We start from the raw sequence: 24,113 nt of genomic DNA on the forward strand, positions 1-24,113 counted from the left end.
ACCCCCTTTCCCGGGGCGGGAGATGGATGTGGCAGGCTCGTACGGATGGAGCCGCTCAGAGAGATCGACCCGACTCACATAGGCGCCCACGCGCTGCTCACCCGGCTGGGAGCCGGCGGCATGGGGCAGGTGTACCTTGGGCGCTCCCCCGGCGGGCGCCTGGTGGCCGTCAAGGTGATCCGCGACGAGATCACCGGTCACCCGGAGGCGCTGGCGCGCTTCCGCCGGGAGGCCGCGACGGTGCGTGCGGTGCGGTCGGCGTACACGGCGAACCTGATCGACGCCTCGCTGGAGTCGGCTCCGTACTGGCTGGCGACCGAGTACGTGGCGGGTCCCACCCTCGGTCATGCGGTGGGCCGGCGCGGGGCGCTGCCCGCCGAGACCTGCCGGCGGCTGTTCGCGGCGCTCGCGGAGGGGCTGGCGAGCGTGCACGCGTACGGGGTCACGCACCGGGACCTCAAGCCGCAGAACGTGATCCTGGGCGCGCAGGGCCCGCAGCTCATCGACTTCGGCATCGCGCGCGGGGTCGGCGCGACCGAGCTGACGCAGGACGGTCAGGCGCCGGGGACGCCCGGCTACACCGCGCCCGAGGTGCTGGTGGGCGACGGGGCGGGCGCAGCGGCGGACGTGTTCGCGCTCGGGGCGACGCTGGCGTACGCGGCGACGGGGCGGCCGCCGTTCGGCACGGGCGTGGCGGCGACGGTGAGCTACCGCGCGGTGCACGAGCCGGTCGACGTCGCCGGGGTGGAGCCGGGGCTCGCGGCGCTGATCGAGGCCTGCGTGGCGAAGGACCCGGCGGCCCGGCCGGACCCGGCCGAGGTCATCCGGCGGTGCGGGGTGCGGGACGCGCTGGTCGACGACCCCGTGTACGTGGGGCTGGAGGCGCTGGGCGAGGCCGTTCCGCTGCACGAGATGCGCACGCAGGGGCCGGGGTATGTCTACGTCCCCACGCAGCCCCCGCAGCGGGCCGGCCGGCGGCGCGGGGCCTGGACCGGCGCCGCGGGGGTGGCCGTCGTGGCGGCGCTCTCGCTGGCGGCCTGGAAGCTGATCCCCCTCGACGGGAGAGCCGGCGCGGCCGGGGACGCGGCAGGGAAGGGCGGTGTCACGGGCGCGCCGCCCGCGGCGGAGGGCGGGCAGACGCCCGGGGCCGGCGCGTCAACGGGCGGAGCCGGCGGCGGAGGACCGGCCGGGGTCGCCAAGCCGCCGGCCGAGTACATCGAGGACAATCAGGTCTCGCGCTACTTGTGGACGGCGTCCTCCAATCCGGTACAGGCGGCCCACGGGGTCGGCCAGTGCAACCAGCCCGCAGAAAAGAAGCCGCCGGGCGCCGACTTCCAGTCCGTGGTGTCCACCACCGGTCCTGATGGGGCGCCGGCGAAGTCCGCGACCATCAAGATGCGGATCAAGTACGCGGAGATGTCGCAGTCCAAACCGGATGCGTACTACGTGTCCGTGGCCGTCAAGTCACCGCACGACCTCGATCCGGACACCGGTACGCCCTTTCCCATGGACAACCGGTCCGTCGGTTACACCAGCAAGCCCGTCGACATCTACACCCACTGGCGTTCGGGCGGAGACGTGACGCTGACGTATCCGGACGACTTCACCCTGCACGCCGCGGGCCGGACCTGGCCCGCCGCGCCCCTAGCCAACGATCCCGGGGACTGGACGGTGGTCTTCTACCACGTCGAGGATGACCCTACGAAGTACGCGAGCATTGCCTGTTCCGGCTTCCAAGTGGGGTAGTAGGACATGCGACACGGCCGAATCGCACGTTGAAGTGACGGGGATGGGGGAGGGTTGACGGGTGCGCAGATTCTGGATGGCCGGCGGGATCGGGATCGGGCTGTGTCTGACTTTCGTGATGCTCCTCGTCGTGGGTACGTACTCGGCCGCGGCGGGCCTCGTGGGGTCCGGAGCGCGGGCCGGGGGCAGTGCGGTGGGCCTTGCGAAGGGGGCCGTGCCCGGGAAGTACCAGGCGTTGGTGGAGAAGTGGGGCAATCTCTGCCCGGCCATCAACCCGGCGTTGCTCGCTGCCCAGCTGTACTCCGAGAGCGGCTGGAACCCGACGGCCGTCAGCCCGGCGGACGCGCGTGGCATCGCGCAGTTCATCCCCGGCACTTGGGCGGGCCACGGCATCGACGGGGACGGGGACGGGGACCGGGACATCTGGGACCCGAACGATGCGATCCCCTCCGCGGCTTCGTACGACTGTGAACTGTCCAAGGACGTGGCGAGCGTGCCCGGTGACGCGACGTCGAACATGCTGGCCGCCTACAACGCCGGTGCCTACGCGGTCATCAAGTACGGGGGCGTTCCGCCGTACAAGGAGACGCAGGGGTATGTAAAGACGATCACCACTCTGGCGAAGAGCTTCGCGCGGCCCGTCGGGCGGGTGGCGCCCTCGCAACAGGCCGCCGGTGCGATCTACTTCGCGCAGAAGCAGCTCGGTACGCCGTACCTGTGGGGTGGCAACGGGACGCCCGACCAGAACGGGCGGTTCGACTGCTCCGGGCTGACCAAGGCCGCGTACGAGACGGTGGGGATCCAGCTGCCGCGCGTGGCCAACGACCAGTACAACGCCGGGTCGCACCCCTCGCGCGATGAACTGCTGCCCGGTGATCTGGTGTTCTTCTCCGACGATCTGACGAACTCTCGCGAGATCCGGCACGTCGGGCTGTACGTCGGCGGTGGATACATGATCAACGCCCCGTTCACCGGCGCGGTCATCCGCTTCGACAAGATCGACACTCCCGACTACTTCGGTGCGACACGTGTGACCAAGGATGGTGCGGAGGCCCTTCCGGAGCGGGCGGGGCAGGTCGGGCGCCCTGGCAACTCTCCGTGAAGCCAAGGCCCTGAGCTGCGACGACGGGTCACTCTTCGATAACGTTGGAGTGATCATTCCGTGGAGAGTGGAACGCAGGCGTCAGAACGGGCGTTCCATGAAAGCGGGGGTTGATCAAGTGGGGGGCCAAGGGGCGCACACCGGGGTGCGCCCGCAGGGGAACCACGGCAAGGGCAAGGGGCCGCGTCACCATGGCTGGACTCACAACAGGTGGGCCGAACGTGGATGTCAGCCTGCTGTACGAGATCAACAGAGCTGCCCGGCAAGCCCCGTGGTGGCTGGACCAGACCGTGAGCCTGGCCGGTGAGTACGGGATCCTGCTGGCCCTGGTGTTCCTGGTCCTGTGGTGCTGGCGCGGAGCCCGCCGCCAGGACGAGGCCGCGGCCGTCGAGTCCTTCGCCGCGCTGGTGTGGGCGCCGCTGGCCGCCGGGCTGGCCCTGCTCGTGAACGTGCCGCTGCGTGAATTCGTCGGACGGCCACGGCCGTTCAAGCAGCACGAGGGCCTGCAGGTGCTCGATCCCGGCATCGGCCCGGAGATCGGGAACAGCGCCTTCTCCTTCGTCAGCGGCCACACCACCGTCGCGATGGCCCTGGGCGTCGGCCTGTTCGTCGCGAACCGCAGGCTCGGCTACCTCGGGATCGGCCTGGCCCTCGCCGAGGGCTTCTGCCGCGTCTACACGGGCGTCCACTACCCGACCGACGTGATCGGCGGCCTCGCGCTCGGCACCGCCATGGTCCTCGTGCTCGCGCCGCTCGCGATGGCGCTGCTGACCCCGGTGGTGCGGGCGGTGGCCGGCTCCCCGCGCGTCGGGTGGCTCGTACGCTCCAAGGACCGGGCGCGGCCCCGGCCGGTCGGCCTCCCGCAGGCGCAGACCCCGACCGCGGGGCAGTGCCCGCACGAGAGCGACCTCGCCGCCTGACGGACGTACGGACTCGGGTACGGGTACTGGTACGCGTCCGGGTACCGGCTCAAGTCTGCGCGTACGACTCCCATACGGCGAGCAGCGCGGCCGCCAGCAGGCACAGCCCCGAAGCCCCGAAGCACGCCCGGACCGCGGGTGGGCGGGGCCGGGGCGTCACCGGTCCCCGCCGTCGGCGTCGGTGTCGCGGCGGTAGCGGGAGCGCAGCCACCATCCGGTGGCCGCGACCGCGGCCGCGGTGAGCCCGATGGCCAGGGCCACGTCGGCCGGGCCGTCCGCCGAGCCCACGGGGCCGGCCATGGCCGCGGCCGCCGCGGCGGGGGCGAACGCGACGAGCAGGGCCCAGAGGAGGGCGGTGAGGCGGGCTGCGGATCCTGGCATGAGTCAAGGGCATCCGCCCCGGCGCGCCGCGGCCAGCCGGGCCGTCTGAACGGGCTAGAGGGGTGTCTTCAGGCCGTTGTGTGGCGGGCTGCGTCCTTGCGGGCCAGGTCGCGGGAGCGGCGGGCCGGGCCGCTCCAGCCGCAGGTGCAGACGGCCAGGCAGAACGATCCGCGCTCCGCGGTGGACGTGGTGTGGCCGGTCGGTGGCTGGGGCTGGGACTGCGGCCGCGGGAGCGGGACGGAGCCAAGCGGAGGAAGCAGGGTCGCGTCGATGTGGGTTTCCACGTCTCCACGGTACCCGGGGCTGGCAGCGCGCGGGGAAGGTGCGCCCCCGTGACGGGAAACCCCGGACCTCGTTAAGCGGAGCGGGTGTGGGCCTCAGGCAAGCAGCGGTCATGCGTTGGGGGTTGGCAGGCGATGGTGGTGCACCAGCACAGGCGGCGGCGCGGACGTGCGGGTGAGGCGGTGCTCGCCGCCGGCGTCGCCCTGGCGGTCACGGCGATGGGCGGGTGCGCGGGCGGTGGCGGCGGCGGTGGCGGCAGTGACGGCCGGCCTCCGGCGGACGCGGCGGCGGCGGTGGTCCGCGGCGCCGCCGACGCACTGGTGAAGACCGGCAGCGCCCGGGCCCGTACGGCCATGGAGATGGCCACGGGCGGGACCCGGGTCACGATCCGCGGCGAGGGCGGAGTCGACTTCAAGAACCGGATGGGGCAGCTCCTGGTGATGCTCCCGGCCGATGTGAAGGGCGAGGACGAGCACCGGCCCATCACCGAGCTGCTCGTGCCGGGAGCCCTCTACATGAAGAACCGCGGCGCCGGCGTCCCGGCCGACAAGTGGGTGCGCGTCGACACGACGACCCTCGCCGACGGGAACCTGGTCACGGGCGGCGCGACCGATCCGCTGGTCGCGGCCGAGCTGCTGCGGGGCGCGCAGGAGGTGACGTACGTGGGGGAGACCGAGGTGGCGGGCGCGAAGGTGCGGCACTACCGCGGGACCACCGATATCGGGCGGGCCGCGGAGAAGGCGTCGCCGGAGGTGCGGGGGGCGCTGGAGGCGGCGGCGAAAGGGTTCAGCAAGGACACGGTGCCGTTCGACGCCTACCTGGACGAGGAGGGGCGGCTGCGGAAGGTCAGGCACCGCTTCACGTACGTCAACAATGGCCTGATCGATGTCTCGTCGACGACGCTGTTGTATGGGTTCGGGACGCCGGTGACCGTCGTATTGCCCGCAAGCGGGGACATTTACGCCGGGAAGATCGCCGAGTAGTGGTGTGGGACGGGGACGGGCGGCGCGATCGGGCCATGGCCGGGTATCCGGAAATGGTCCATCCGTGTCATGTGCCGGGTGCCGTGCCGTCCCTACGCTGGGGAGCCGAGCACCGGCGGCTCGCGGCCGATGCCGTGTGGCCGATGGCCCGCGACCGACGACCGATGACCGAAGACGGCAGATTGAGGTGACACGCGTGACTCCCGCAGGCGGTACGACGGTGCAGGATCATGTGGCGCTCGCCGAGATCGAGCTGTGTGGTGAGCTGATCATTGCGGCGTCGGCGGCGGTCGAGGAGCGGCTGAGTCAGGATCGGATCGACGAGGTCCTGATGGGGATCTGGGCGGGGTGACGCGCCTCAAGCGCCGACGGGGCTGAAGGACTCGGGGCTCCGCCCCGGACCCCGCGCCTCAAACGCCGGCGGGGCTGAAGGACTCGGGGCTCCGCCCCGGACCCCGCGCCTCAAACGCCGGCGAGGCTGGATTGGGGCGGCGACGCTGAATGTGCCCGTCGAAGCTGGATGTGCCCGTCGAGGCTGGATGTGCCCAGTGGGGCTGGATGTGCCTGGCGAGGCTGATGGGCCCGGCGTCAGGTGCGGAGGAGGCGGGCGATGGCCTTGGTGGCTTCTTCTACCTTGGCGTCGATTTCGGTGCCGCCCTTGACGGCGGCGTCGGCAACGCAGTGGCGCAGGTGTTCCTCCAGCAGTTGGAGCGCGAAGGACTGGAGGGCCTTCGTGCTCGCCGAGACCTGGGTGAGTATGTCGATGCAGTAGACGTCCTCGTCGACGAGCCGCTGCAGGCCGCGGATCTGGCCCTCGATCCGGCGCAGCCGCTTGAGGTGCTCGTCCTTCTGGTGGTGGTAGCCGTGGACGGCTCCGGAGCCTTCCGCCTCGATGGTCGTCATGCGTTCTCCCGTGGTCCGGAACGAAGGGGATATATACCCCTCATGGGTATAGGGTACTGGGCCCTGGCCGAAGCGGCAGGGGTCCGTCGTCCTCACTCTGCCTGATGGAGGACACTGGGGAACGGCCGGTTAGCCGTGGCAGGGGGATGCGCCTAGCATCAGCCTGACCGAATCCAATGCACCCCGAGGACCTCACGTGCGATTTCGTCTGACCCCCAGGGAGACGAGCTTCTACGACATGTTCGCCGCATCCGCGGACAACATCGTCACGGGCTCCAAGCTCCTGATGGAACTGCTCGGAGCGGACTCCTCCGCCCGGGCCGAGATCGCGGAGCGGATGCGGGCAGCGGAGCACGCGGGGGACGACGCCACGCATGCGATCTTCCACCAGCTGAACTCCTCCTTCATCACGCCGTTCGACCGCGAGGACATCTACAAGCTCGCCTCGTCGCTCGACGACATCATGGACTTCATGGAGGAGGCCGTCGACCTCGTCGTCCTCTACAACGTGGAGGAGCTCCCCAAGGGGGTCGAGCAGCAGATCGAGGTGCTGGCGCGCGCGGCCGAGCTGACCGCCGAGGCCATGCCGCACCTGCGGACGATGGACAACCTCACCGAGTACTGGATCGAGGTCAACCGACTTGAGAACCAGGCCGACCAGATCCACCGCAAGCTCCTCGCCCAGCTCTTCAACGGCAAGTACGACGCCATCGAGGTGCTGAAGCTCAAGCAGATCGTCGACGTGCTCGAAGAGGCGGCCGACGCGTTCGAGCACGTTGCGAACACGGTGGAGACCATCGCGGTCAAGGAGTCCTGAACCTCGTGGACACCTTCGCTCTGGTCGTGACCATCGGTGTCGCGCTCGGCTTTACGTATACGAATGGTTTTCACGACTCCGCGAACGCGATCGCCACATCCGTCTCGACGCGGGCGCTGACCCCGCGCGCGGCGCTGGCGATGGCCGCGGTGATGAACCTCGCCGGCGCCTTCCTCGGCAGTGGCGTGGCCAAGACGGTCAGTCAGGGGCTGATCGAGACGCCCCACGGCAAGACGGGCATGTGGATCCTCTTCGCGGCGCTGGTCGGCGCGATCGTCTGGAACCTGGTCACCTGGTACTTCGGCCTGCCCTCGTCCTCCTCGCACGCGCTGTTCGGCGGCATGGTGGGTGCGGCGCTGGCCGGTGGTACGGAGGTGATCTGGTCGGGCGTGGTCGACAAGGTCGTCATCCCGATGTTCGTCTCGCCGGTGGTCGGCCTGGTCGTCGGTTACCTGGTGATGGTGGCCATCCTGTGGATGTTCCGCCGCTCCAACCCGCACAAGGCGAAGCACGGCTTCCGTATCGCGCAGACCGTTTCGGCGGCCGCCATGGCGCTCGGCCACGGTCTCCAGGACGCGCAGAAGACGATGGGCATCGTCGTGCTGGCCCTGGTCATCGCCGACGTGCAGACCGCCGACGAAGCGATCCCGATCTGGGTCAAGGTCGTGTGCGCGGTGATGCTGTCGCTGGGTACGTACGCGGGTGGCTGGCGCATCATGCGCACGCTCGGCCGCAAGATCATCGAGCTGGACCCGCCGCAGGGCTTCGCGGCGGAGACCACCGGTGCGTCGATCATGTTCGGCTCCGCGTTCCTCTTCCACGCGCCGATCTCCACCACCCACGTGATCACCTCGGCGATCATGGGCGTGGGCGCGACGAAGCGTGTGAACGCGGTCCGCTGGGGCGTGGCCAAGAACATCGTCCTCGGCTGGTTCATCACGATGCCGGCCGCCGCCCTCGTCGCCGCGGTCAGCTTCTGGATCGTGAACCTGGCCTTCGGCTAGCGGGATCCGGCTTCGTGCCGGGGGTCCGGGGGTCGTCTCCCGGGTGATGCAGCATCACGATGCCGGCTGCGGCCCTGGTCGCCGCGGTCAGCTTCTGGATCGTGAACCTGGCCTTCGGCCAGTGGCGTAGCAGGCTCAGGCGGCAGGCGTACGAAAGCGGGCCGGCTCCCCCCACCCAGGGGGAGCCGGCCCTCTTTCTTTCTTTCGCCTGCGGTGGCACCGCCATGCAGCACCGCAGGACGTCACGCATCCCGGTCTAGCCGAAGCGACCCGAGATGTAGTCCTCGGTCGCCTGCACGGACGGGTTCGAGAAGATCCGGTCCGTGTCGTCGAGCTCGATGAGCTTGCCGGGCTGGCCGACGGCCGAGAGGTTGAAGAAGGCGGTGCGGTCAGAGACGCGGGCCGCCTGCTGCATGTTGTGCGTCACGATGACGATCGTGAAGCGTTCCTTGAGCTCGCCGATCAGGTCCTCGATCGCCAGGGTGGAGATCGGGTCCAGGGCCGAGCAGGGCTCGTCCATCAGCAGGACCTGCGGCTCGACCGCGATGGCGCGGGCGATGCACAGGCGCTGCTGCTGGCCGCCGGAGAGGCCGGAGCCGGGCTTGTTCAGGCGGTCCTTGACCTCGTTCCAGAGGTTGGCGCCCTGGAGGGACTTCTCGACGATGTCGGTCAGCTCGGACTTCTTGAAGCTGCCGTTGAGCCGCAGGCCCGCCGCCACGTTGTCGAAGATCGACATGGTGGGGAAGGGGTTCGGGCGCTGGAAGACCATGCCGACGGTGCGGCGGACCGCGACCGGGTCGACGCCGGCGCCGTACAGGTTCTCGTCGTCCAGGAGCACCTTGCCCTCGACGCGGCCGCCGGGGGTGACCTCGTGCATGCGGTTGAGGGTGCGCAGGAAGGTGGACTTGCCGCAGCCGGAGGGGCCGATGAAGGCGGTCACGGAGCGGGGTTCAACGGTCATCGAGATGTCGTCGATGGCCTTGTGGGTGCCGTAGAAGGCGGACAGTCCGCTGACGTCGATTCGCTTCGCCATGAGGGTCACTTCGCTTTCATTGGTCGCGTCAGCGACCGGTCTTCGGGGCCTTCCAGCGGGCGATGCCGCGGGCCACCAGATTGAGGATCATGACGAAGGCGATCAGGACGAGCGCTGCGGCCCATGCCCGGTCGTAGGAGGCTTCACTGCCGACCCGGTACTGCTCCCAGATGTAGAGGGGGAGCGAGGACTGGGCGCCTTCGAAAGGGTTGCCGTTGATCAGCTGGGAGCCGAAGACCAGCAGCATGATCGGCGCGGTCTCACCGGCGATGCGGGCGACGGCCAGCATCAGACCGGTGGAGATGCCGCCGATGGCGGTCGGGAGCACGACCTTGAGGATCATGCGCCACTTCGGCACACCGAGCGCCAGGGCGGCCTCGCGCAGCTCGTTCGGGACGAGCTTGAGCATCTCCTCGGTGGAGCGGACCACGACGGGCATCATCAGGATCGACAGGGCCATCGCGCCGGCGAAGCCGGAGGGGCCGAAGCCGAGCAGCAGGTTCCAGGTCGTCAGGATGAACAGGCCCGCGACGATGGAGGGGATGCCGGTCATGACGTCGACGAAGAAGGTGACGGCCTTGGCCAGCGAGCCCCGGCCGTACTCGACCAGGTAGACGGCGGTCAGCAGACCGACGGGCGCGGCGATCAGCGTGGCGAGGGCGACCTGCTCCAGGGTGCCGAGCAGTGCGTGGTAGACGCCGCCGCCCGCCTCGAAGCTGGTGACACCGTTCATGGAGTGGGTCAGGAAGGCGCCGTTGAGGACCTTGATGCCCCGGCTGATCGTGGTCCACATCAGCGAGAGCAGCGGGATGACGGCGAGGACGAAGCAGACCCACATCACGGAGGTCGCGACGCGGTCCTTGGCCTGGCGGCGGTTCTCGACCACCGCGCTGGCGGTGTACGTGATGCCGACGAACAGCAGGGCCGCGATCAGGCCCCACTGGACCTTGCTGTGGAGGCCGAAGGCGAGGCCGATGCCGCAGCCGAGGGCGATCGAGACGACCGTGATGCCGGCCGGGGCCCAGCGGGGCAGGCCGCCTCGGGTGAGGCTGTCGGGAGCGGCGGACTTGCGGGCCCGGGTGGGCCGCTGGTCCTGGAGTGCGTGGCTCATCAGGCGTTCGCCCCCGAGAAGTCCTTGCGGCGAGCGATGATCAGACGAGCTGCACCGTTGACCAGCAGGGTGAGCAGGAAGAGGACCAGACCGGAGGCGATCAGCGCGTCCCGGCCGAACTCGTTGGCCTCGTCGAACTTCGCGGCGATGTTCTGCGCGAACGTGCCGCCGCCCGGGTCGAGGATGTGCAGCGAGATCAGGAAGCTCGGGGAGAGGACGGTCGCGACGGCCATGGTCTCGCCGAGTGCGCGGCCGAGGCCGAGCATCGAGGCGGAGATGATGCCGGAGCGGCCGAAGGGCAGCACCGACATCCGGATGACCTCCCAGCGGGTCGCGCCGAGGGCCAGGGCGGCCTCCTCGTTCATGCGCGGTACCTGGAGGAAGACCTCGCGGCTGACGCTGGTCACGATCGGCAGGATCATGATCGCGAGCAGGATGCCGACGGTGAACAGCGAACGGGCGACGCTGACCTGGGTCTTGTCGAAGACGTAGGTCCAGCCGAGGTACTCGTCGAGCCAGAGGTTCAGCCCGTTCAGGTGCGGGACGAGGAAGAGGGCGCCCCAGATGCCGTAGATGATCGACGGCACGGCGGCCAGCAGGTCGACCACGTAGGCGAGGGGCGCGGCCAGCTTCCGCGGCGCGTAGTGCGAGATGAAGAGGGCGATGCCGACGGCGATCGGAACCGCGATGACCATCGCGATGATCGAGCTGACGACGGTGCCGAAGAGCAGGACGGCGATGCCGAAGACGGGGGGGTTGGCCGACGCGTTCCAGTCGAAGGTCGTGAGGAAGTTGCCCTCGTTCTTCGACAGGGCGAGCGTCGCCCGGTAGGTGAGGAAGACGGCGATCGACGCCATGATCACCAGGAGCAGGATGCCGGAGCCCTTGGAGAGCCCCGCGAAGATCTTGTCACCGGCGCGGCCGGTGGAAGTTCCGCTCTTGGGGATGCCTGGCGGAGCCGTGTCTATCTGGGTGGGTGTGGTGGAAGCCATGGTCTTTCCGGTCTGTGTGGGGGGCAGGCCCCCTGGCGGCGGTGCACCGGATGTCCCCCCGGGTGGAGGGGGAGGGTCCCGAGGTGTCGGATGCCCGGACGGGGGCGATCCGACACCTCGGGGTCAGGATCAGCCCAGCGAGGCGATGACTTCGCGGACCTTGGCGTTGATCTCGGCCGGGATCGGCGCGTAGCCGTTCTCGAGGAGGACCTTCTGGCCCGCGTCCGAGGCGGTGTAGTTCAGGAAGGCCTTCACCGTCGGGAGGGTCTCGGCCTTGTTGCCCTTGTCGCAGACGACCTCGTACGTGACCAGGGTGATCGGGTAGGCGCCCTCGGCCTTGGTCGTGTAGTCGAGCTTCAGCGCCAGGTCGGAGCCGGTGCCGGAGATCTTGGCGGCGGCGATGGCCTTGGAGGCGTTCTCACCGGTGGCCTTGACCGGGGCGGCGGCGCCCGTGTTCAGGTCGACGGTCTTGATGCTCTGCGAGGTGGCGTAGGAGAGCTCGAAGTAACCGATCGAGCCGTCGACCTGCTTGACCTGGGTGGCGACACCCGAGGAGCCGGAGGCGCCGAGACCGCCCGGGGCGGCCCACTTCTTCGCGGCCTCGTGCGGCCAGGCGTCGGGCGCGGCGGCCTTGAGGTACTTGGTGAGGTTCTCGGTGGTGCCCGAGTCCTCGGAGCGGTGGAAGTGCTGGATGGCGGTGGAGGGAAGCGTGACGCCGGGGTTCAGCTTCTTGATCGCCTCGTCGTCCCACTTCTTGATCTTGTCGTTGAAGATGTTGGCGATCGTGGCGGCGTCGAGGTTCAGCTTGTCCACGCCGGCGACGTTGAAGCCGAGGGCGATCGGGCCACCGACCATGGGCAGGTCGATGCCCTGGCCGCCGGTGCACTGCTTCTTCGACTCCTCGACCTGCTCGGGCTTCAGCGCCGAGTCCGAGCCGGCGAAACCGACGGTGCCCTGGTTGAAGGCGACGATGCCCTCACCGGAGGAGGAGGACTTGTAGTTCACCTCGACGCCGGAGCAGGCGGCCATGAAGTTCTTCACCCACAGGTCGACCGCGTTCTTCTGGGCGGACGAGCCGGACGCCAGGAGCTTGCCCTTGGCGCCTTCGCACTTGATGTCGCCCGCGGCGGCCGCGGAGGGCTTCGCCGTTCCGTCGGCGGCCTTGGTGTTGTCGTCCGAGCCGCACGCCGTGAGGACCAGGGCGCCGGACACGACAAGCGCCCCGAGGGCGGAGGCACGAAGCATGTTCTTGCGCTGAAGCTTCACTTTCGGGTGTTCCTTCCAGAAGCCGCCGGCCGCTTTCTGCATCGGGGCGGCGTGCGAAGAGGACTACGTCGGTTTGCCCGGCTGAGCTGCTCTATTCCCGAGCGACCCGCTCCGTGCATCACTGAAATTAGGCAGAACAGGTGAAGCAGCCGACCGGCCCGAGTGAACGGACGGTGAACCGTGGCGGACGACCCGGTGCGATCCCGGCGGTTCGCACACACCCGCCATCATCCGTTATCCGGCCGTTACCACGGTGTGACCGCGGGCTCCGGGAGCCAGAGGCGCCGGAAATCGAGCCGGGCCGCCTCGACCTCGTGGCGCTGGTCGGCGTGCAGGACGCCGAGGGCGTACGCCGTCGCCGGGGCGATGCGCGGGGTGCGGGCCGCCGTCGCCGAGGCGCCCGCCGCCTCGGCCGCGTCGCGGTGGCGGTCCAGGGCCTCTCCCGCGGCGGCCGGCCGGGTCACGTCCTCGCCCAGCGCCTCCCGCGCGTACCGGTGGACCCGCAGCAGGCGGCGTACCTCGTGCCAGAGCCCGTCGTGGTCCGCGTTGTACGGGTGGGTGCAGTCGATCGGCGGCAGCGCCGTGACCGCCGCCGACAGGCGGGTTTCGGCCACAGCTGCCAGCGGGACCAGGACCTCCTCCACCCGCCCCCGGGCCGCGACCACGTCCAGCGGGACCTCCGAGGCCAGCACCGCCACCGCGTCCGCCACCGCGTGGAAACGGGACGAGCCGAGGGCCTGGAGCGTGGCCGAATGCGCGCGGGTCCGGGCCAGGGTCAGCTGGCGCTCCAGCAGGGCGCCCGCCCGCGCCGAGCCCACCGTCAGCGCGCCGGCCGAGCCGCGGGGCGCCGGGAGCTCCGGGGAGCCCGACAGCCGGTGCAGCGCGTCCATCAGCCGGGCCAGCCGGGCGGCGTACGCGTGCTCGTCGGCCAGCGTCGAGGACAGCCACACCAGCTCGGTGCGCAGCCCGTCGGCCCAGGAGGACTCGGTCACCACCCGGAAGGTGGCCAGGGATCCGCTGATGCGGCGCGCAGCCCCCCGCAGGCTGCGCGCCGCGTCGCTTCCTTCGGCGGCATCGGCCCCGCTCTCCTCGTGCAGGCGCAGCCCGCGGAGGAAAGCGGTGGCCTGGGCACGCAGGTACGTGCCGAGCACGTCACCCGCGTCCGCCGTCGCCGTAATCGGGTCATGGTTTGGCTGAGCCACGCCGGCGCCTCCGGGCGTCTATGAGCGTCTCCTGTACGTGCCGCAGCGGCTGGCCTTCCGCGTCCGTGCTGTGCCGGGTCCACTCGCCGTCCGGGCCCAGGTGCCAGGAGGAGGTGGCATCGGACATGCCGGTTTCCAGCATCAGGTCCAGTGCCGCGCGGTGGGCCGGGTCGGCGACCCTGACCAGTGCCTCGATACGGCGGTCGAGATTGCGGTGCATCATGTCGGCGCTGCCGATCCACACCTCGGGCTCGCCGCCGTTGCCGAAGGCGAAGACCCGGGAGTGTTCGAGGAAGCGGCCGAGGACCGAGCGGACCCGGATGTTCTCCGAGAGCCCGGGGACTCCGGGGCGCACGGCGCAGATGCCGCGCACCCAGATGTCGACGGGCACACCCGCCTGGGCGGCCCGGTAGAGCGAGTCGATGAGGGCCTCGTCGACGATCGAGTTCATCTTCAGGCGCACGTACGCGGGGCGGCCGGCCTTGTGGTGGGCGGCCTCCTTGTCGATCCGTGCGATCAGTCCGTCGCGCAGCGAGCGGGGCGCGACCATCAGCCGGCGGTAGGTCTCGCGGCGCGAGTAGCCGGACAGCCGGTTGAAGAGGTCGGAGAGGTCCGCGCCGACCTGAGGGTCGGCCGTGAGCAGGCCGAGGTCCTCGTAGAGCCGGGCGGTCTTCGGGTGGTAGTTGCCGGTGCCCACGTGCGAGTAGCGGCGCAGCTGGTCGCCCTCCTGGCGGACGACGAGCGACAGCTTGCAGTGGGTCTTGAGGCCGACGAGCCCGTAGACGACGTGGCAGCCGGACTCCTCCAGCTTGCGCGCCCACTTGATGTTGGCCTGCTCGTCGAAGCGGGCCTTGATCTCGACGAGTACGAGGACCTGCTTGCCGGAGTCGGCGGCGTCGATCAGGGCGTCCACGATCGGGGAGTCGCCGGAGGTGCGGTAGAGGGTCTGCTTGATCGCGAGGACGTCCGGGTCGGCGGCGGCCTGCTCCAGGAAGGCCTGCACCGAGGTGGAGAAGGAGTCGTACGGGTGGTGCAGCAGGACGTCCCGCTCGCGCAGGGCGGCGAAGATGTCGGGCGCGGACGCGGACTCGACCTCGGCGAGGTCCCGGTGGGTGCCGGCGATGAACTTCGGGTACTTCAGCTCGGGCCGGTCCAGCGAGGCGATGCCGAAGAGGGCGGTCAGGTCGAGGGGCCCGGGCAGCGGGTACACCTCGGAGGCGTTGACGTTCAGCTCCTGCACGAGGAGGTCCAGGACGCCGGGGTCGATGGACTCCTCGACCTCCAGGCGCACGGGCGGGCCGAAGCGGCGCCGCATGAGCTCCTTCTCCAGGGCCTGGAGGAGGTTCTCGGCGTCGTCCTCCTCCACCTCCAGGTCCTCGTTGCGGGTCACGCGGAACATGTGGTGCGCGAGCACCTCCATGCCCGGGAACAGCTCCTCCAGGTGCGCGGCGATGACGTCCTCCAGCGGGACGTAGCGCTGCGGGGAGGCCTCCAGGAAGCGGGAGAGGAGCGGCGGGACCTTGACCCGGGCGAAGTGGCGGTGGCCGCTGACGGGGTTGCGCACGACCACGGCCAGGTTGAGCGAGAGCCCGGAGATGTACGGGAACGGGTGCGCGGGGTCCACGGCCAGCGGGGTCAGCACCGGGAAGATCTGGTTGCGGAACAGCGTGAAGAGGCGGGCCTGCTCCTTCTCGGTGAGGTCCGGCCAGCGGATCAGGTGGACGCCCTCCTCGGCGAGGGCCGGGGAGATGTCCTGCTGGAAGCAGGCGGCGTGGCGGGCCATGAGCTCGCGCGAACGCGTCCAGATGAGGTCCAGCACCTCGCGGGGCTGCAGGCCCGAGGCCGAACGGGTGGCGACACCCGTCGCGATACGCCGTTTGAGGCCTGCCACGCGCACCATGAAGAACTCGTCGAGGTTGCTCGCGAAGATCGCCAGGAAGTTGGCGCGCTCCAGCAGCGGGGTCGTCGGGTCCTCGGCGAGCTCCAGCACCCGCTCGTTGAAGGCGAGCCAGCTGCGCTCCCGGTCCAGGAAGCGGCCCGGGGGCAGCTCACCGCCGTCCTTGTCGTCGTACGCGTCCAGGTCGGCGTCGATGTCGGGCTCGAGGTCGACGTGCGGGCGGTGCGCGGAGATGGAGCCTATGCGGGCGTGGGCTCCGGTGACGGCGTTGACCGGGCCGGGCGCCTTGGGGGCGGGCGGGGCGGTGTCGCTGCCGCCGGCCTTGCCGCCGGCTTTGCCGGTGCCTTTGCCGGTGCCGCTGCCTTTGCCGGTGGCCGGGCCGGCGGCGGGCGTGTGAGACGGGTGCTGGGCGGGGACCTCGGTGGGACCTGCGCTGGGCTGCTGGCTCATGACTCCATTCTTCCGCGCACGCGGCAGGACAGGCGCGTCGGACGTGTCGGCCGTCAGTCGGAGTCGGGGCTGCATTGGGGGAGAGTCGCAAGCGCTTCTGAATGCCTGGTTAATGGCGCGTGGCTTCCCGGCTCCGGCTGGTGCACGAGTCGTGGGGGCGCGTGCGGGGGCTGGTGCCGCGCCGGTGCGGGGGCGCTGCCCCCGGCCCCCGCGCCTCAAGCGCCGGCGGGGCTGAAAGATCGCCTCAAACGCCGGCGGGGCTGGAGGTGGCCGGTGGGGCTGGAGGTGGCCGGCGGGGGCTGGGAAATCCAGCCTCGCCGGCGTTTGAGGCGCGGGGTCTGGGGCGGAGCCCCAGGGGGTGGGCGCGGCCTCGGGTCAGCTTTCCGTGCGGTACATCAGGTCCACCTCGTGGGTGGTGAAGCCGAGGCCCTCGTAGACCGAGAGGGCCGCCGGGTTGTCGGCGTCCACGTAGAGCATCGCCGTCGGCAGACCCTGCGCCGACAGGTGGCGCAGGCCGATCGCCGTGAGGGCCTTGCCGAGGCCGCCGCCCTGTGCGCCCGGGCGGACGCCGACCACGTAGACCTCGCCCAGCTGCTCCGCCGCGTGGACCTTCGTCCAGTGGAAGCCGACGATCTCCCCGTCGCGCTCCGCGAGGAAGAAGCCCTTCGCGTCGAACCACGGCTGTGCGATCCGGTCGTTGAGGTCCCGCTGGGTCAGGGAGCCCTGCTCGGGGTGGTGGGCGAAGGCGGCCGCGTTCGCCGCGAGCCAGGCCTCGTCGTCCGAGCCGGGCATGAAGGTCCGTACGGTCACGCCGGCCGGAAGCACCGGTTCCGGCAGCGGGGCGCCCTCGGCCAGCGGCCGGCGCAACTGGCGCAGCTCGCGGAACAGGGTCAGGCCGAGCACCTGCGCGAGGTGCCGGGCGGCCGACTTGCCGCCGTGGGCCCATACCCGCAGCCGCTTGCCGGAGGCCGCCAGCAGGGCCATGCCCATCGCCCGCCCGTGGCCGCGCCCGCGCAGGGCCGGGTGGACGACCAGCTCGGCGGCCGGGGCCTCCACCGGGTCGGTGTCCTCCAGCTGCCCGTATCCGGCGAGCCGGCCGCCCTCGGTCAGCAGGAAGTGCGAGATCCCCTCGCGCGGCCCGCCGCGCAGCTGGAGCCGTCCCTGCTCGGACACGGCGGTGGTGCCGTCGGTGCGCGCCGCGTCCTCGATCAGGTCGAGTACGGCGCCGGCCTGTTCCTCCGTCAGCTCGTCGAGGGTCTGAATCTGCCGTCCGGGCTCCAGGGCCGCTGCTGCGTCAGTCATGACACGAGCCTACGACCGCCGCGGGCGCCGGACGGAGTGCGGGCGCGGGGTCGGTCCGTCTTCTGCGCGTAACCAACGCGATACCCGTTACCCCCTGGTAGAGCTACGCGCGTTGACCATAGGCTTCGGCGGACCTCCCAAGCAGTATCGCTGTCCACAAAGGGGACTAAATGTCAGCGACGCCACAACGGCACCGCCGAACCCGCCGGTTGACCTTCGCCGCCCTCGCCGTCACGGCCGGGGCCGGGGCCATGGTCGCCGCCGCACTGCCGGCCGGCGCCGCGAGTGGTGGCGGTGCGGCCAAGAGCCGGACCGTCGATGTGCAGATGCTGTCGTTCAACGACTTCCACGGCACCCTGGAGCCCCCGCAGGGCTCCTCCGGCACCGTGACCGAACGTCAGGCGGACGGCACCACCAAGGCCATACCCGCGGGCGGGGTCGAGTACCTCGCGACCAGCCTGCGCGAGGCCCGCAAGGGCCACGAGTACTCCGTCACCGCCGCCGCCGGCGACATGATCGGCGGCAGCCCGATGCTGTCCGGGCTCTTCCACGACGAGCCGACCATCGAGGCGCTGAACAAGCTCGACCTGGACGTCAGCAGCGTCGGCAACCACGAGTTCGACGAGGGCAAGGCCGAGCTGCGCCGCATGGCGTACGGCGGCTGCCACCCGGTCGAGGGCTGCTTCGAGTACGGCAAGGAGTTCACGGGCTCCGAGTTCCAGTACCTCGCCGCGAACGTCACGGACGAGAAGACCAAGCGCCCCCTGATGTCGCCCACGTACGTGTGGAAGAAGGGCGACGTGAAGATCGGCTTCATCGGCGTCACCCTGGAGGGCACTCCGGACGTCGTGACCGCCGAGGGCGTCAAGGGCCTCAAGTTCAACGACGAGATCGAGACGATCAACAAGTACGCCGCCGAGCTGAACAAGCAGGGCGTGAAGTCGATCGTCGCGCTGATCCACGAGGGCGGTCTGCCCGCCAACGGCGCGTACAACTACGACTGCAACGTCCCGGGCGCCGGCGCCGGCATCTCAGGCGCGATCGTGGACATCGCCAAGAACGTGGACGCCAAGGTCGACGCGCTGGTCACCGGCCACACGCACCAGGCCTACGCCTGCAACATCCCGGACCCGGCGGGCAACCCGCGCACGGTGACCTCGGCCGCCTCCATCGGCCGCCTGTACACGGACACCACGCTCACCTACGACCGGCAGACCAAGGACATCGTCCGTACGCCGATCGCCTCGCCGAAGCCGGTCAACAAGGTCGTCCACCGGGACCAGCCCAAGGCCGCGGACATGACCGAGCTGATCCAGCGCTGGAACGAGCTGGCGGCCCCGATCGCCAACCGTCCGCAGGGCTTCATCGCGGCCGACATCCCGGGCCGCGGCTCGGCGGAGCCCGAGAAGCCGCTCGGCGACCTGATCGCCGACGCGCAGCTGGAGGCGCTGTCCCCGGCTGACAAGGGCGGCGCGCAGCTGGCCATCATGAACCCGGGCGGCATCCGCTCGGACCTCGCCTACAAGGCGTCGGGGGCCGAGGGCGACGGCGTGGTGACGTACGGCGAGTCCTTCACGGTCCAGCCGTTCAACAACATGATGAACATCGTGGACCTGACCGGCGCGCAGCTGATCACCGCGCTCCAGCAGCAGGTCAGCGGCCCGGTCAACGGGGTGAGCCCCAAGATCCTGCAGGTGTCGAAGGGCTTCACGTACACCCTGGACATGACCAAGACGGGCGCGGACCGCATCGTCGTGGACTCGGTGAAGCTGAACGGCGCGGCGATCGACCCCGCCAAGACCTACCGCGTCGCGATGAACGAGTTCCTCGCGGGCGGCGGTGACGGCTTCACCGTCCTGAAGGAGCACAAGAACAAGCTGGTGGGCGCGTCCGACCTGGACTGCTTCAACGCCTACCTGACGAAGAACTCCTCGGCGGCGAACCCGATCGTGCCGCCGGCGGCGGACCGGATCACCGTCATCAAGTAACACGCGCGTACAGCACCGCCCGGAAGGGGGCGGCGGGCCGACCGGCCCGCCGCCCCTTTCAGGCGTTCGCCCCGCACCCGCGTGACGGGACGGCCGCTTCAGAGTGCCGCGAGGAACGTCCCGACGGCCTCGTTGACGCCCCGGGGGTCCGTGAAGGGCACGAAGTGGTCGCCGTTCAGGGGTGTGTACGAGGTCTTGGGGCGGCGCGCGACCATCGCGTCGGCGGTGTCCTGGCGCAGGGCCTGGCTGTGGATCCCGTGGATCAGTACGGCCGGGCAGGTGCTCGCGAGCCAGGCCTCCCAGTGGTCGCCCCGGCAGGCCTCGATGGAGTCGAGCATGTCCTGCGGGTGGAACGGCAGCCGCCAGCCCTCGCCGGAGGGGAGCGGGCGCAGGGCCTGCTCGACGAACTGCGCGCCCACCGGCCCGGCGGCGTCGAGGAGTTCCTCGCGGGTGGGGGCGGTGTACCGCATGCCGTGCAGGAAGTCGAAGAGTGGCCCCTCGGTGGTGGGCTGGATCTCGACGGTGGCGTCGATGCCGATGAGCGCGGAGATCCGCTCGGGGTGGGCCGCGGCCAGGTGGTAGGCGTTGAGCCCGCCGAGGGAGTACCCGAGGAGCGCCACGGGGGCGTCGAGTCCCAGGTGGTCGAGGAGGGCGACGGTGTCGGCGACGTAGCCGGCCCGGTGGTAGTCGGCGGCCCGGTCGGAGCTGCCGTGGCCGCGCTGGTCGGGGGCGATGACCCGCCAGGCGTCGCCGAGGTGCGCGGCGAGTCCGGCGAAGGCGAGGCCCTCGGACAGGCCGCCGTGCAGCGCGAGCAGCGGGCGGCCGGTGCCGCCGGAGTCCACGTAGGACAGGGTGCGGTCGTCGATCTTCAGCTCGTGGCGCAGCATCGCGGTCTCCCGTTCGTTCCTCGGTCTTCCGATGGGTGAAGCCTGCCAGGGTTTGGGCAAGCGTGCAATACATCCGTATAGGGCGCTTGCCCAAACAGGGGCGCGGCTACCATCCCGGCATGGGAAATCGCGAGGACCTGCTGGCCGGAGCCCGCCGCTGCCTGGAGGAGAAGGGCTACCTGCGCACCACCGTGCGCGACATCGCCTCGGCGGCGCAGGTGAGCATGGCCGCGATCGGCTACCACTTCGGGTCCCGGGAGGTGCTGCTCAATCAGGCGCTCTTCGCCGCCCTGGACGAGTGGGCCGCCGGGTCCGGCCGGCTCGCCGGGCAGGGCGACACCGCCGAGGAGCGGTACGCCGACACGTGGGACCGCAAGATCCAGGACTTCGCCGACATGCGCTGGCTCTGGACCGCCAACGTCGAGGCCTTCGTGCACGCGCAGTCCTCGCCCGAGCTGCTCGCGATCCTGGCCGAGGGGCAGCGCCGGTCCCGGCGCATGGTGGCCGCACAGCTGCGCGGGGTGCCGGAGGACGCGGTCGCCGAGGAGGACGTACGGGCCGTCGGGTCGTTGCACATCGCGCTGCTGAGCGGGGTGATGGTGCAGTGCCTGACCGACCCGGAGAGCGCGCCGAACGGCCGGGAGATCGCCCAAGGCCTGCGCTCGATGGTGGAGTTGCTCGAAAGCTGAGCCCTACCAGTGGGTAGTAAAGGTGAGGTGTTCACGCCATACTCCCGTCCCATCACCGGGTCGGCGAAGGGGCGGGCATGGGCATCGGCATGGACCGGCGGGCGTTTCTGATCGGAGCGCTGGCGACGGGCACGGCGCTGGGGCTGGGCACCGCGGGGACGGCCTCGGCCGCCGCCCTCGGCACCCAGGACTGGATGGCCGGCCTCGGCGACTCCACCGCCCTGCAGCGGATGACCATCCCCGGCACGCACGACTCCGGCGCCCGGCACGGCGGGCTCTACGTCGCCTGCCAGAACACCTCGATCGCCGAACAGCTCGACTCCGGGATCCGCTTCCTCGACGTCCGCTGCCGCGTCACCGGGGGATCGTTCGCGATCCACCACGGGTCCTTCTACCAGAACCTGATGTTCGGGGACGTCCTCGTCGCCTGTGCGAACTTCCTCGCCGCGCACCCCTCCGAGACCGTCCTGATGCGCGTCAAGCAGGAGTACTCCACGGACGGCGACGCCACCTTCCGCGCCGTCTTCGACGACTACCTCGACCGCCGCGGCTGGCGCCCGCTGTTCCGGATCGCCGACGCCCTGCCCGCGCTCGGGCAGGCCCGCGGCAAGGTGGTCCTGCTCGCCGACAACGGCGGCCTGCCGGGCCTGCGCTACGGCGACGGCAACGTCTTCGACATCCAGGACGACTGGAACGCCGAGCCCTTCGCCAAGCGCGGCAAGATCGAGAACCACTTCCGCAAGGCCGTCCAGCAGCCCGGCAAGCTCTTCGTGAACCACGTCAGCACCTCGGCCTACATGCCGCCGCGCTGGAACTCCGACCGTCTCAACCCGCAGGCGCACGGCTTCGTCGACGGCGGCGAGATGGCCGGCCGGACCGGGCTCGGCATCGTCCCGATGGACTTCCCGAACACCCGCTCCGGCCTGGTCGCCTCACTGATCCGGCACAACTGACGGATCGGAGGGCGGCGGCGTGGGCGCGCCGGGGATGCGCAGCACCGCCTCCGTGCCCGCACCGCCGTCCGCCGCCGCCCGCAGCTCGGCGCTCCCGCCCGCCCGAGCCGCCGTACGGGCCACGATCGACAGGCCCAGCCCGCTGCCGGGCAGCGCACGGGCCGACGGGGACCGCCAGAACCGCTCGAAGACGTGCGGCAGGTCCTCGGCCGGGATGCCCGGCCCGTGGTCCCGTACGGTCAGCTGGCCCGCCCGCAGCGTCACCTCGATCGCGCCGCCCGGCGGGCTGAACTTCACCGCGTTGTCCAGGACGTTGACCACCGCCCGCTCCAGTGCGGCCGCCTCGCCCCGGACGTACCAGGGCCGCAAGTCCGAGTCGAAGGTCAGCTCGGGACCGCGCAGCCGGGCCCGGGACAGCGCGGCCCCGGCGATCTCGTGCAGGGCGACCACCCCGAGCGGGCCCGGGGAGGCCGCGTCCGGCCGGGACAGCTCCTGCAGATCGCCGATCAGCGAGGCCAGCTCCGTCATCTGCGCCTTGACCGAGGCCAGCAGCTCCCGCCGGTCGTCGGGCGGGATCGCCCGGCCGGTGTCCTCGCTGCGCGCGAGGAGCTCGATGTTGGTGCGCAGCGAGGTCAGCGGGGTGCGCAGCTCGTGGCCGGCGTCCGCGATCAGCTGGGCCTGCCGCTCCTGGGAGGAGGCGAGGGCCGCCGTCATCGAGTTGAAGGACCGCGACAGGCGGGCGATCTCGTCGTCGCCCTCGTCGGGGATCCGCACGGTCAGGTCCTCGGTCCGGGCGATGTGCTCGACGGCGTCGGTCAGTTCGTCCACGGGCTGCAGCCCCGTGCGGGCCACCCACAGGCCGGCCGCGCCGGCGCCGACGACTCCGATCCCGCAGACCAGGAGCAGTACCCAGGCCAGGGTGGACAGGGGCTTGTCGACGTCGGCGAGCGGCTTGGCGACGGACAGCGCGGCGGGCTGGGTGCCCACGTGGGCGGGCTGGGTGTAGACGCGGACGGGGATGCCGTTGGTGGTGGTCGTGTCGTAGAGGACGGGGCCGCGCCGGCGCTGGGCGACCTCCAGGTCGGTGGCGGTGACCTTCAGGGTGTTGTTGCCGTCGACCCAGCAGTGACCGCCGTCCGGCAGCACGATCTGCACCTGGGCGCTGAGGTTGTTGGCCGACTGGTCCGGAAGGGCAGGGTCCGGGACACAGCGCAGCTTGGCGTATACCTGATTGGCCTGGGCGGCCGCGTCGGTGGCGCGCAGCGAGCTGTCCAACTGTTCGCGCAGTTGGGTGCGCACCATCACCCATGACACGGCGGCCACGGCCGCCACGGCGAGGGCCACCGCCACCGTGACCAGCAGGGCCAGCCGGGAGCGCAGCGGCAGCGCGCGGAACCGGGCGACCGGGCTCACTCGGGCCCGCTCTCGCCGGCGCGCAGGACGTAGCCCACCCCGCGCACGGTGTGGACGAGGCGGGGCTCGCCCCCCGCCTCGGTCTTGCGGCGCAGGTACATCACGTACACGTCCAGGGAGTTGGAGCTGGGCTCGAAGTCGAAGCCCCAGACGGTCTTGAGGATCTGCTCGCGGGTCAGGACCTGGCGCGGGTGCGCGAGGAACATCTCCAGCAGCGTGAACTCGGTACGGGTCAGCTCCACCGGGCGCCCGGCCCGGGTGACCTCGCGGGTGGCCAGGTCCATGCGCAGGTCGCCGAAGGTCAGGGCGTCCTCGTGGCTCTCGCCGCCGGTCCGCGGGGCGGCGTACGCACTGCGGCGCAGCAGGGCGCGGACGCGCGCGAAGAGCTCGTCGAGCTCGAACGGCTTGACGAGGTAGTCGTCGGCGCCCGCGTCGAGGCCGGTGACGCGGTCGCCGACGGTGTCGCGGGCGGTGAGCATCAGGATCGGGGTGACGCTGCCGGCGCCGCGCAGCCGGCGGGCCGCCGTCAGCCCGTCCATCCGGGGCATCTGGATGTCCAGGACGATCAGGTCGGGGGAGTACGAGGCCGCCCGGTCGAGGGCGTCGAGCCCGTCGACGGCGGTCTGTACGGCGTACCCCTCGAAGGCGAGGCTGCGGCGCAGGGCCTCGCGTACGGCCGGCTCGTCGTCGACGACGAGGATCCGCGCTTCGCCTTCGGCGGGATTCATGGATGGGTCTCCCAGGAGTGGTGGTCGGCCGTGGCATGCGGCGTACGGCGGCGCCTCCAGCCTC

Annotated in this window: 23 protein-coding genes; 10 read left to right on the plus strand and 13 right to left on the minus strand. The window is 70.8% G+C overall.

Annotation, left to right across the window (positions count from 1 at the left end; genetic code table 11):
* Positions 1-45: 45 nt before the first annotated feature.
* The 3 genes from OG534_RS19570 to OG534_RS19580 all read left to right on the plus strand — a co-directional run bounded on the left by OG534_RS19570 (position 46) and on the right by OG534_RS19580 (position 3,768).
* Positions 46-1,746, plus strand: coding sequence for a serine/threonine-protein kinase (locus tag OG534_RS19570; RefSeq protein WP_326589368.1), 1,701 nt, complete (start codon positions 46-48; stop codon positions 1,744-1,746).
* A 76-nt stretch (positions 1,747-1,822) separates the two neighbouring features.
* Positions 1,823-2,848, plus strand: coding sequence for a C40 family peptidase (locus OG534_RS19575; RefSeq protein ID WP_326593709.1), 1,026 nt, complete (start codon positions 1,823-1,825; stop codon positions 2,846-2,848).
* A gap of 191 nt (positions 2,849-3,039) precedes the next feature.
* Positions 3,040-3,768 (plus strand): phosphatase PAP2 family protein, encoded by a 729-nt coding sequence (locus OG534_RS19580; protein ID WP_326589370.1) that lies wholly within the window; start codon positions 3,040-3,042, stop codon positions 3,766-3,768.
* A gap of 156 nt (positions 3,769-3,924) precedes the next feature.
* Here OG534_RS19580 and OG534_RS19585 read toward each other — a convergent pair whose 3' ends face one another.
* Positions 3,925-4,149: a hypothetical protein gene (locus OG534_RS19585; RefSeq protein ID WP_326589372.1), complete on the minus strand. Its 225-nt coding sequence runs from the start codon at positions 4,147-4,149 to the stop codon at positions 3,925-3,927.
* 68 nt (positions 4,150-4,217) lie between these two features.
* On the minus strand, positions 4,218-4,433 hold the full coding sequence (locus OG534_RS19590) for a hypothetical protein (RefSeq protein WP_326589373.1): 216 nt from the start codon (positions 4,431-4,433) through the stop codon (positions 4,218-4,220).
* A gap of 132 nt (positions 4,434-4,565) precedes the next feature.
* On the opposite strand from OG534_RS19590, the gene OG534_RS19595 reads away from it, so the two are divergent.
* Together OG534_RS19595 and OG534_RS19600 are read left to right on the plus strand one after the other, a co-directional pair.
* A complete protein-coding gene (locus OG534_RS19595; RefSeq protein ID WP_326589375.1) occupies positions 4,566-5,414 on the plus strand; it encodes a hypothetical protein in 849 nt (282 codons plus the stop codon).
* A 196-nt stretch (positions 5,415-5,610) separates the two neighbouring features.
* The gene (locus OG534_RS19600; protein WP_326594052.1) at positions 5,611-5,766 is read left to right on the plus strand and encodes a hypothetical protein; all 156 of its coding nucleotides are present in this window, start codon (positions 5,611-5,613) and stop codon (positions 5,764-5,766) included.
* A gap of 236 nt (positions 5,767-6,002) precedes the next feature.
* Here the strand turns inward: OG534_RS19600 and OG534_RS19605 are convergent, their stop codons facing one another.
* Positions 6,003-6,317 carry a metal-sensitive transcriptional regulator gene (locus OG534_RS19605; protein WP_030009310.1) on the minus strand — a complete coding sequence of 105 codons (315 nt, stop codon included), beginning with the start codon at positions 6,315-6,317 and terminating at the stop codon, positions 6,003-6,005.
* Positions 6,318-6,513: 196 nt separating this feature from the next.
* Between OG534_RS19605 and OG534_RS19610 the strand changes: the two genes are divergently transcribed.
* Both OG534_RS19610 and OG534_RS19615 read left to right on the plus strand, forming a co-directional pair.
* A complete protein-coding gene (locus OG534_RS19610; RefSeq protein WP_243631357.1) occupies positions 6,514-7,134 on the plus strand; it encodes a DUF47 domain-containing protein in 621 nt (206 codons plus the stop codon).
* A gap of 5 nt (positions 7,135-7,139) precedes the next feature.
* Positions 7,140-8,138 carry an inorganic phosphate transporter gene (locus tag OG534_RS19615; RefSeq protein ID WP_326589380.1) on the plus strand — a complete coding sequence of 333 codons (999 nt, stop codon included), beginning with the start codon at positions 7,140-7,142 and terminating at the stop codon, positions 8,136-8,138.
* 256 nt (positions 8,139-8,394) lie between these two features.
* Here the strand turns inward: OG534_RS19615 and pstB are convergent, their stop codons facing one another.
* The 7 genes from pstB to mshD all read right to left on the minus strand — a co-directional run bounded on the left by pstB (position 8,395) and on the right by mshD (position 17,391).
* Positions 8,395-9,171: a phosphate ABC transporter ATP-binding protein PstB gene (gene pstB, locus OG534_RS19620; RefSeq protein WP_030387241.1), complete on the minus strand. Its 777-nt coding sequence runs from the start codon at positions 9,169-9,171 to the stop codon at positions 8,395-8,397.
* Between the two features lie 28 nt (positions 9,172-9,199).
* Positions 9,200-10,282 (minus strand): phosphate ABC transporter permease PstA, encoded by a 1,083-nt coding sequence (gene pstA / locus OG534_RS19625; RefSeq protein WP_326589383.1) that lies wholly within the window; start codon positions 10,280-10,282, stop codon positions 9,200-9,202.
* Entirely contained in the window at positions 10,282-11,274 is a 993-nt protein-coding gene (gene pstC, locus OG534_RS19630; RefSeq protein WP_326589384.1) for a phosphate ABC transporter permease subunit PstC, read from the minus strand. The genes pstA and pstC overlap by 1 nt, the downstream gene beginning before the upstream one ends.
* A 129-nt stretch (positions 11,275-11,403) precedes the next feature.
* Positions 11,404-12,540: a phosphate ABC transporter substrate-binding protein PstS gene (gene pstS, locus OG534_RS19635; protein WP_326589385.1), complete on the minus strand. Its 1,137-nt coding sequence runs from the start codon at positions 12,538-12,540 to the stop codon at positions 11,404-11,406.
* Positions 12,541-12,785: 245 nt separating this feature from the next.
* Positions 12,786-13,742, minus strand: a complete 957-nt coding sequence (locus tag OG534_RS19640) for a CHAD domain-containing protein (RefSeq protein WP_326589386.1) — start codon at positions 13,740-13,742, stop codon at positions 12,786-12,788.
* Complete coding sequence (locus tag OG534_RS19645) at positions 13,723-16,089, minus strand: RNA degradosome polyphosphate kinase (protein WP_326589387.1); 2,367 nt, start codon at positions 16,087-16,089, stop codon at positions 13,723-13,725. The genes OG534_RS19640 and OG534_RS19645 overlap by 20 nt, the downstream gene beginning before the upstream one ends.
* A 375-nt stretch (positions 16,090-16,464) precedes the next feature.
* Positions 16,465-17,391, minus strand: coding sequence for a mycothiol synthase (gene mshD / locus OG534_RS19650; RefSeq protein ID WP_326589389.1), 927 nt, complete (start codon positions 17,389-17,391; stop codon positions 16,465-16,467).
* A 170-nt stretch (positions 17,392-17,561) separates the two neighbouring features.
* On the opposite strand from mshD, the gene OG534_RS19655 reads away from it, so the two are divergent.
* Positions 17,562-19,379 carry a bifunctional metallophosphatase/5'-nucleotidase gene (locus OG534_RS19655; RefSeq protein WP_326589390.1) on the plus strand — a complete coding sequence of 606 codons (1,818 nt, stop codon included), beginning with the start codon at positions 17,562-17,564 and terminating at the stop codon, positions 19,377-19,379.
* Positions 19,380-19,477: 98 nt separating this feature from the next.
* Here OG534_RS19655 and OG534_RS19660 read toward each other — a convergent pair whose 3' ends face one another.
* A complete protein-coding gene (locus OG534_RS19660; RefSeq protein WP_326589391.1) occupies positions 19,478-20,266 on the minus strand; it encodes an alpha/beta fold hydrolase in 789 nt (262 codons plus the stop codon).
* Between the two features lie 119 nt (positions 20,267-20,385).
* Between OG534_RS19660 and OG534_RS19665 the strand changes: the two genes are divergently transcribed.
* Entirely contained in the window at positions 20,386-20,955 is a 570-nt protein-coding gene (locus OG534_RS19665) for a TetR/AcrR family transcriptional regulator (protein WP_326589392.1), read from the plus strand.
* A gap of 77 nt (positions 20,956-21,032) precedes the next feature.
* Positions 21,033-21,908, plus strand: coding sequence for a phosphatidylinositol-specific phospholipase C (locus OG534_RS19670; RefSeq protein WP_326589393.1), 876 nt, complete (start codon positions 21,033-21,035; stop codon positions 21,906-21,908).
* On the opposite strand, the gene OG534_RS19675 is transcribed toward OG534_RS19670, so the two are convergent.
* Both OG534_RS19675 and OG534_RS19680 read right to left on the minus strand, forming a co-directional pair.
* Positions 21,888-23,321, minus strand: a complete 1,434-nt coding sequence (locus OG534_RS19675; RefSeq protein ID WP_326589394.1) for a sensor histidine kinase — start codon at positions 23,319-23,321, stop codon at positions 21,888-21,890. The genes OG534_RS19670 and OG534_RS19675 overlap by 21 nt on opposite strands.
* Positions 23,318-24,049 carry a response regulator transcription factor gene (locus tag OG534_RS19680; protein WP_326589395.1) on the minus strand — a complete coding sequence of 244 codons (732 nt, stop codon included), beginning with the start codon at positions 24,047-24,049 and terminating at the stop codon, positions 23,318-23,320. The genes OG534_RS19675 and OG534_RS19680 overlap by 4 nt, the downstream gene beginning before the upstream one ends.
* Positions 24,050-24,113 lie beyond the last annotated feature (64 nt).

The organism is Streptomyces sp. NBC_01294 (assembly GCF_035917235.1).
GTDB classification, from domain to species: Bacteria; Actinomycetota; Actinomycetes; order Streptomycetales; family Streptomycetaceae; genus Streptomyces; species Streptomyces caledonius.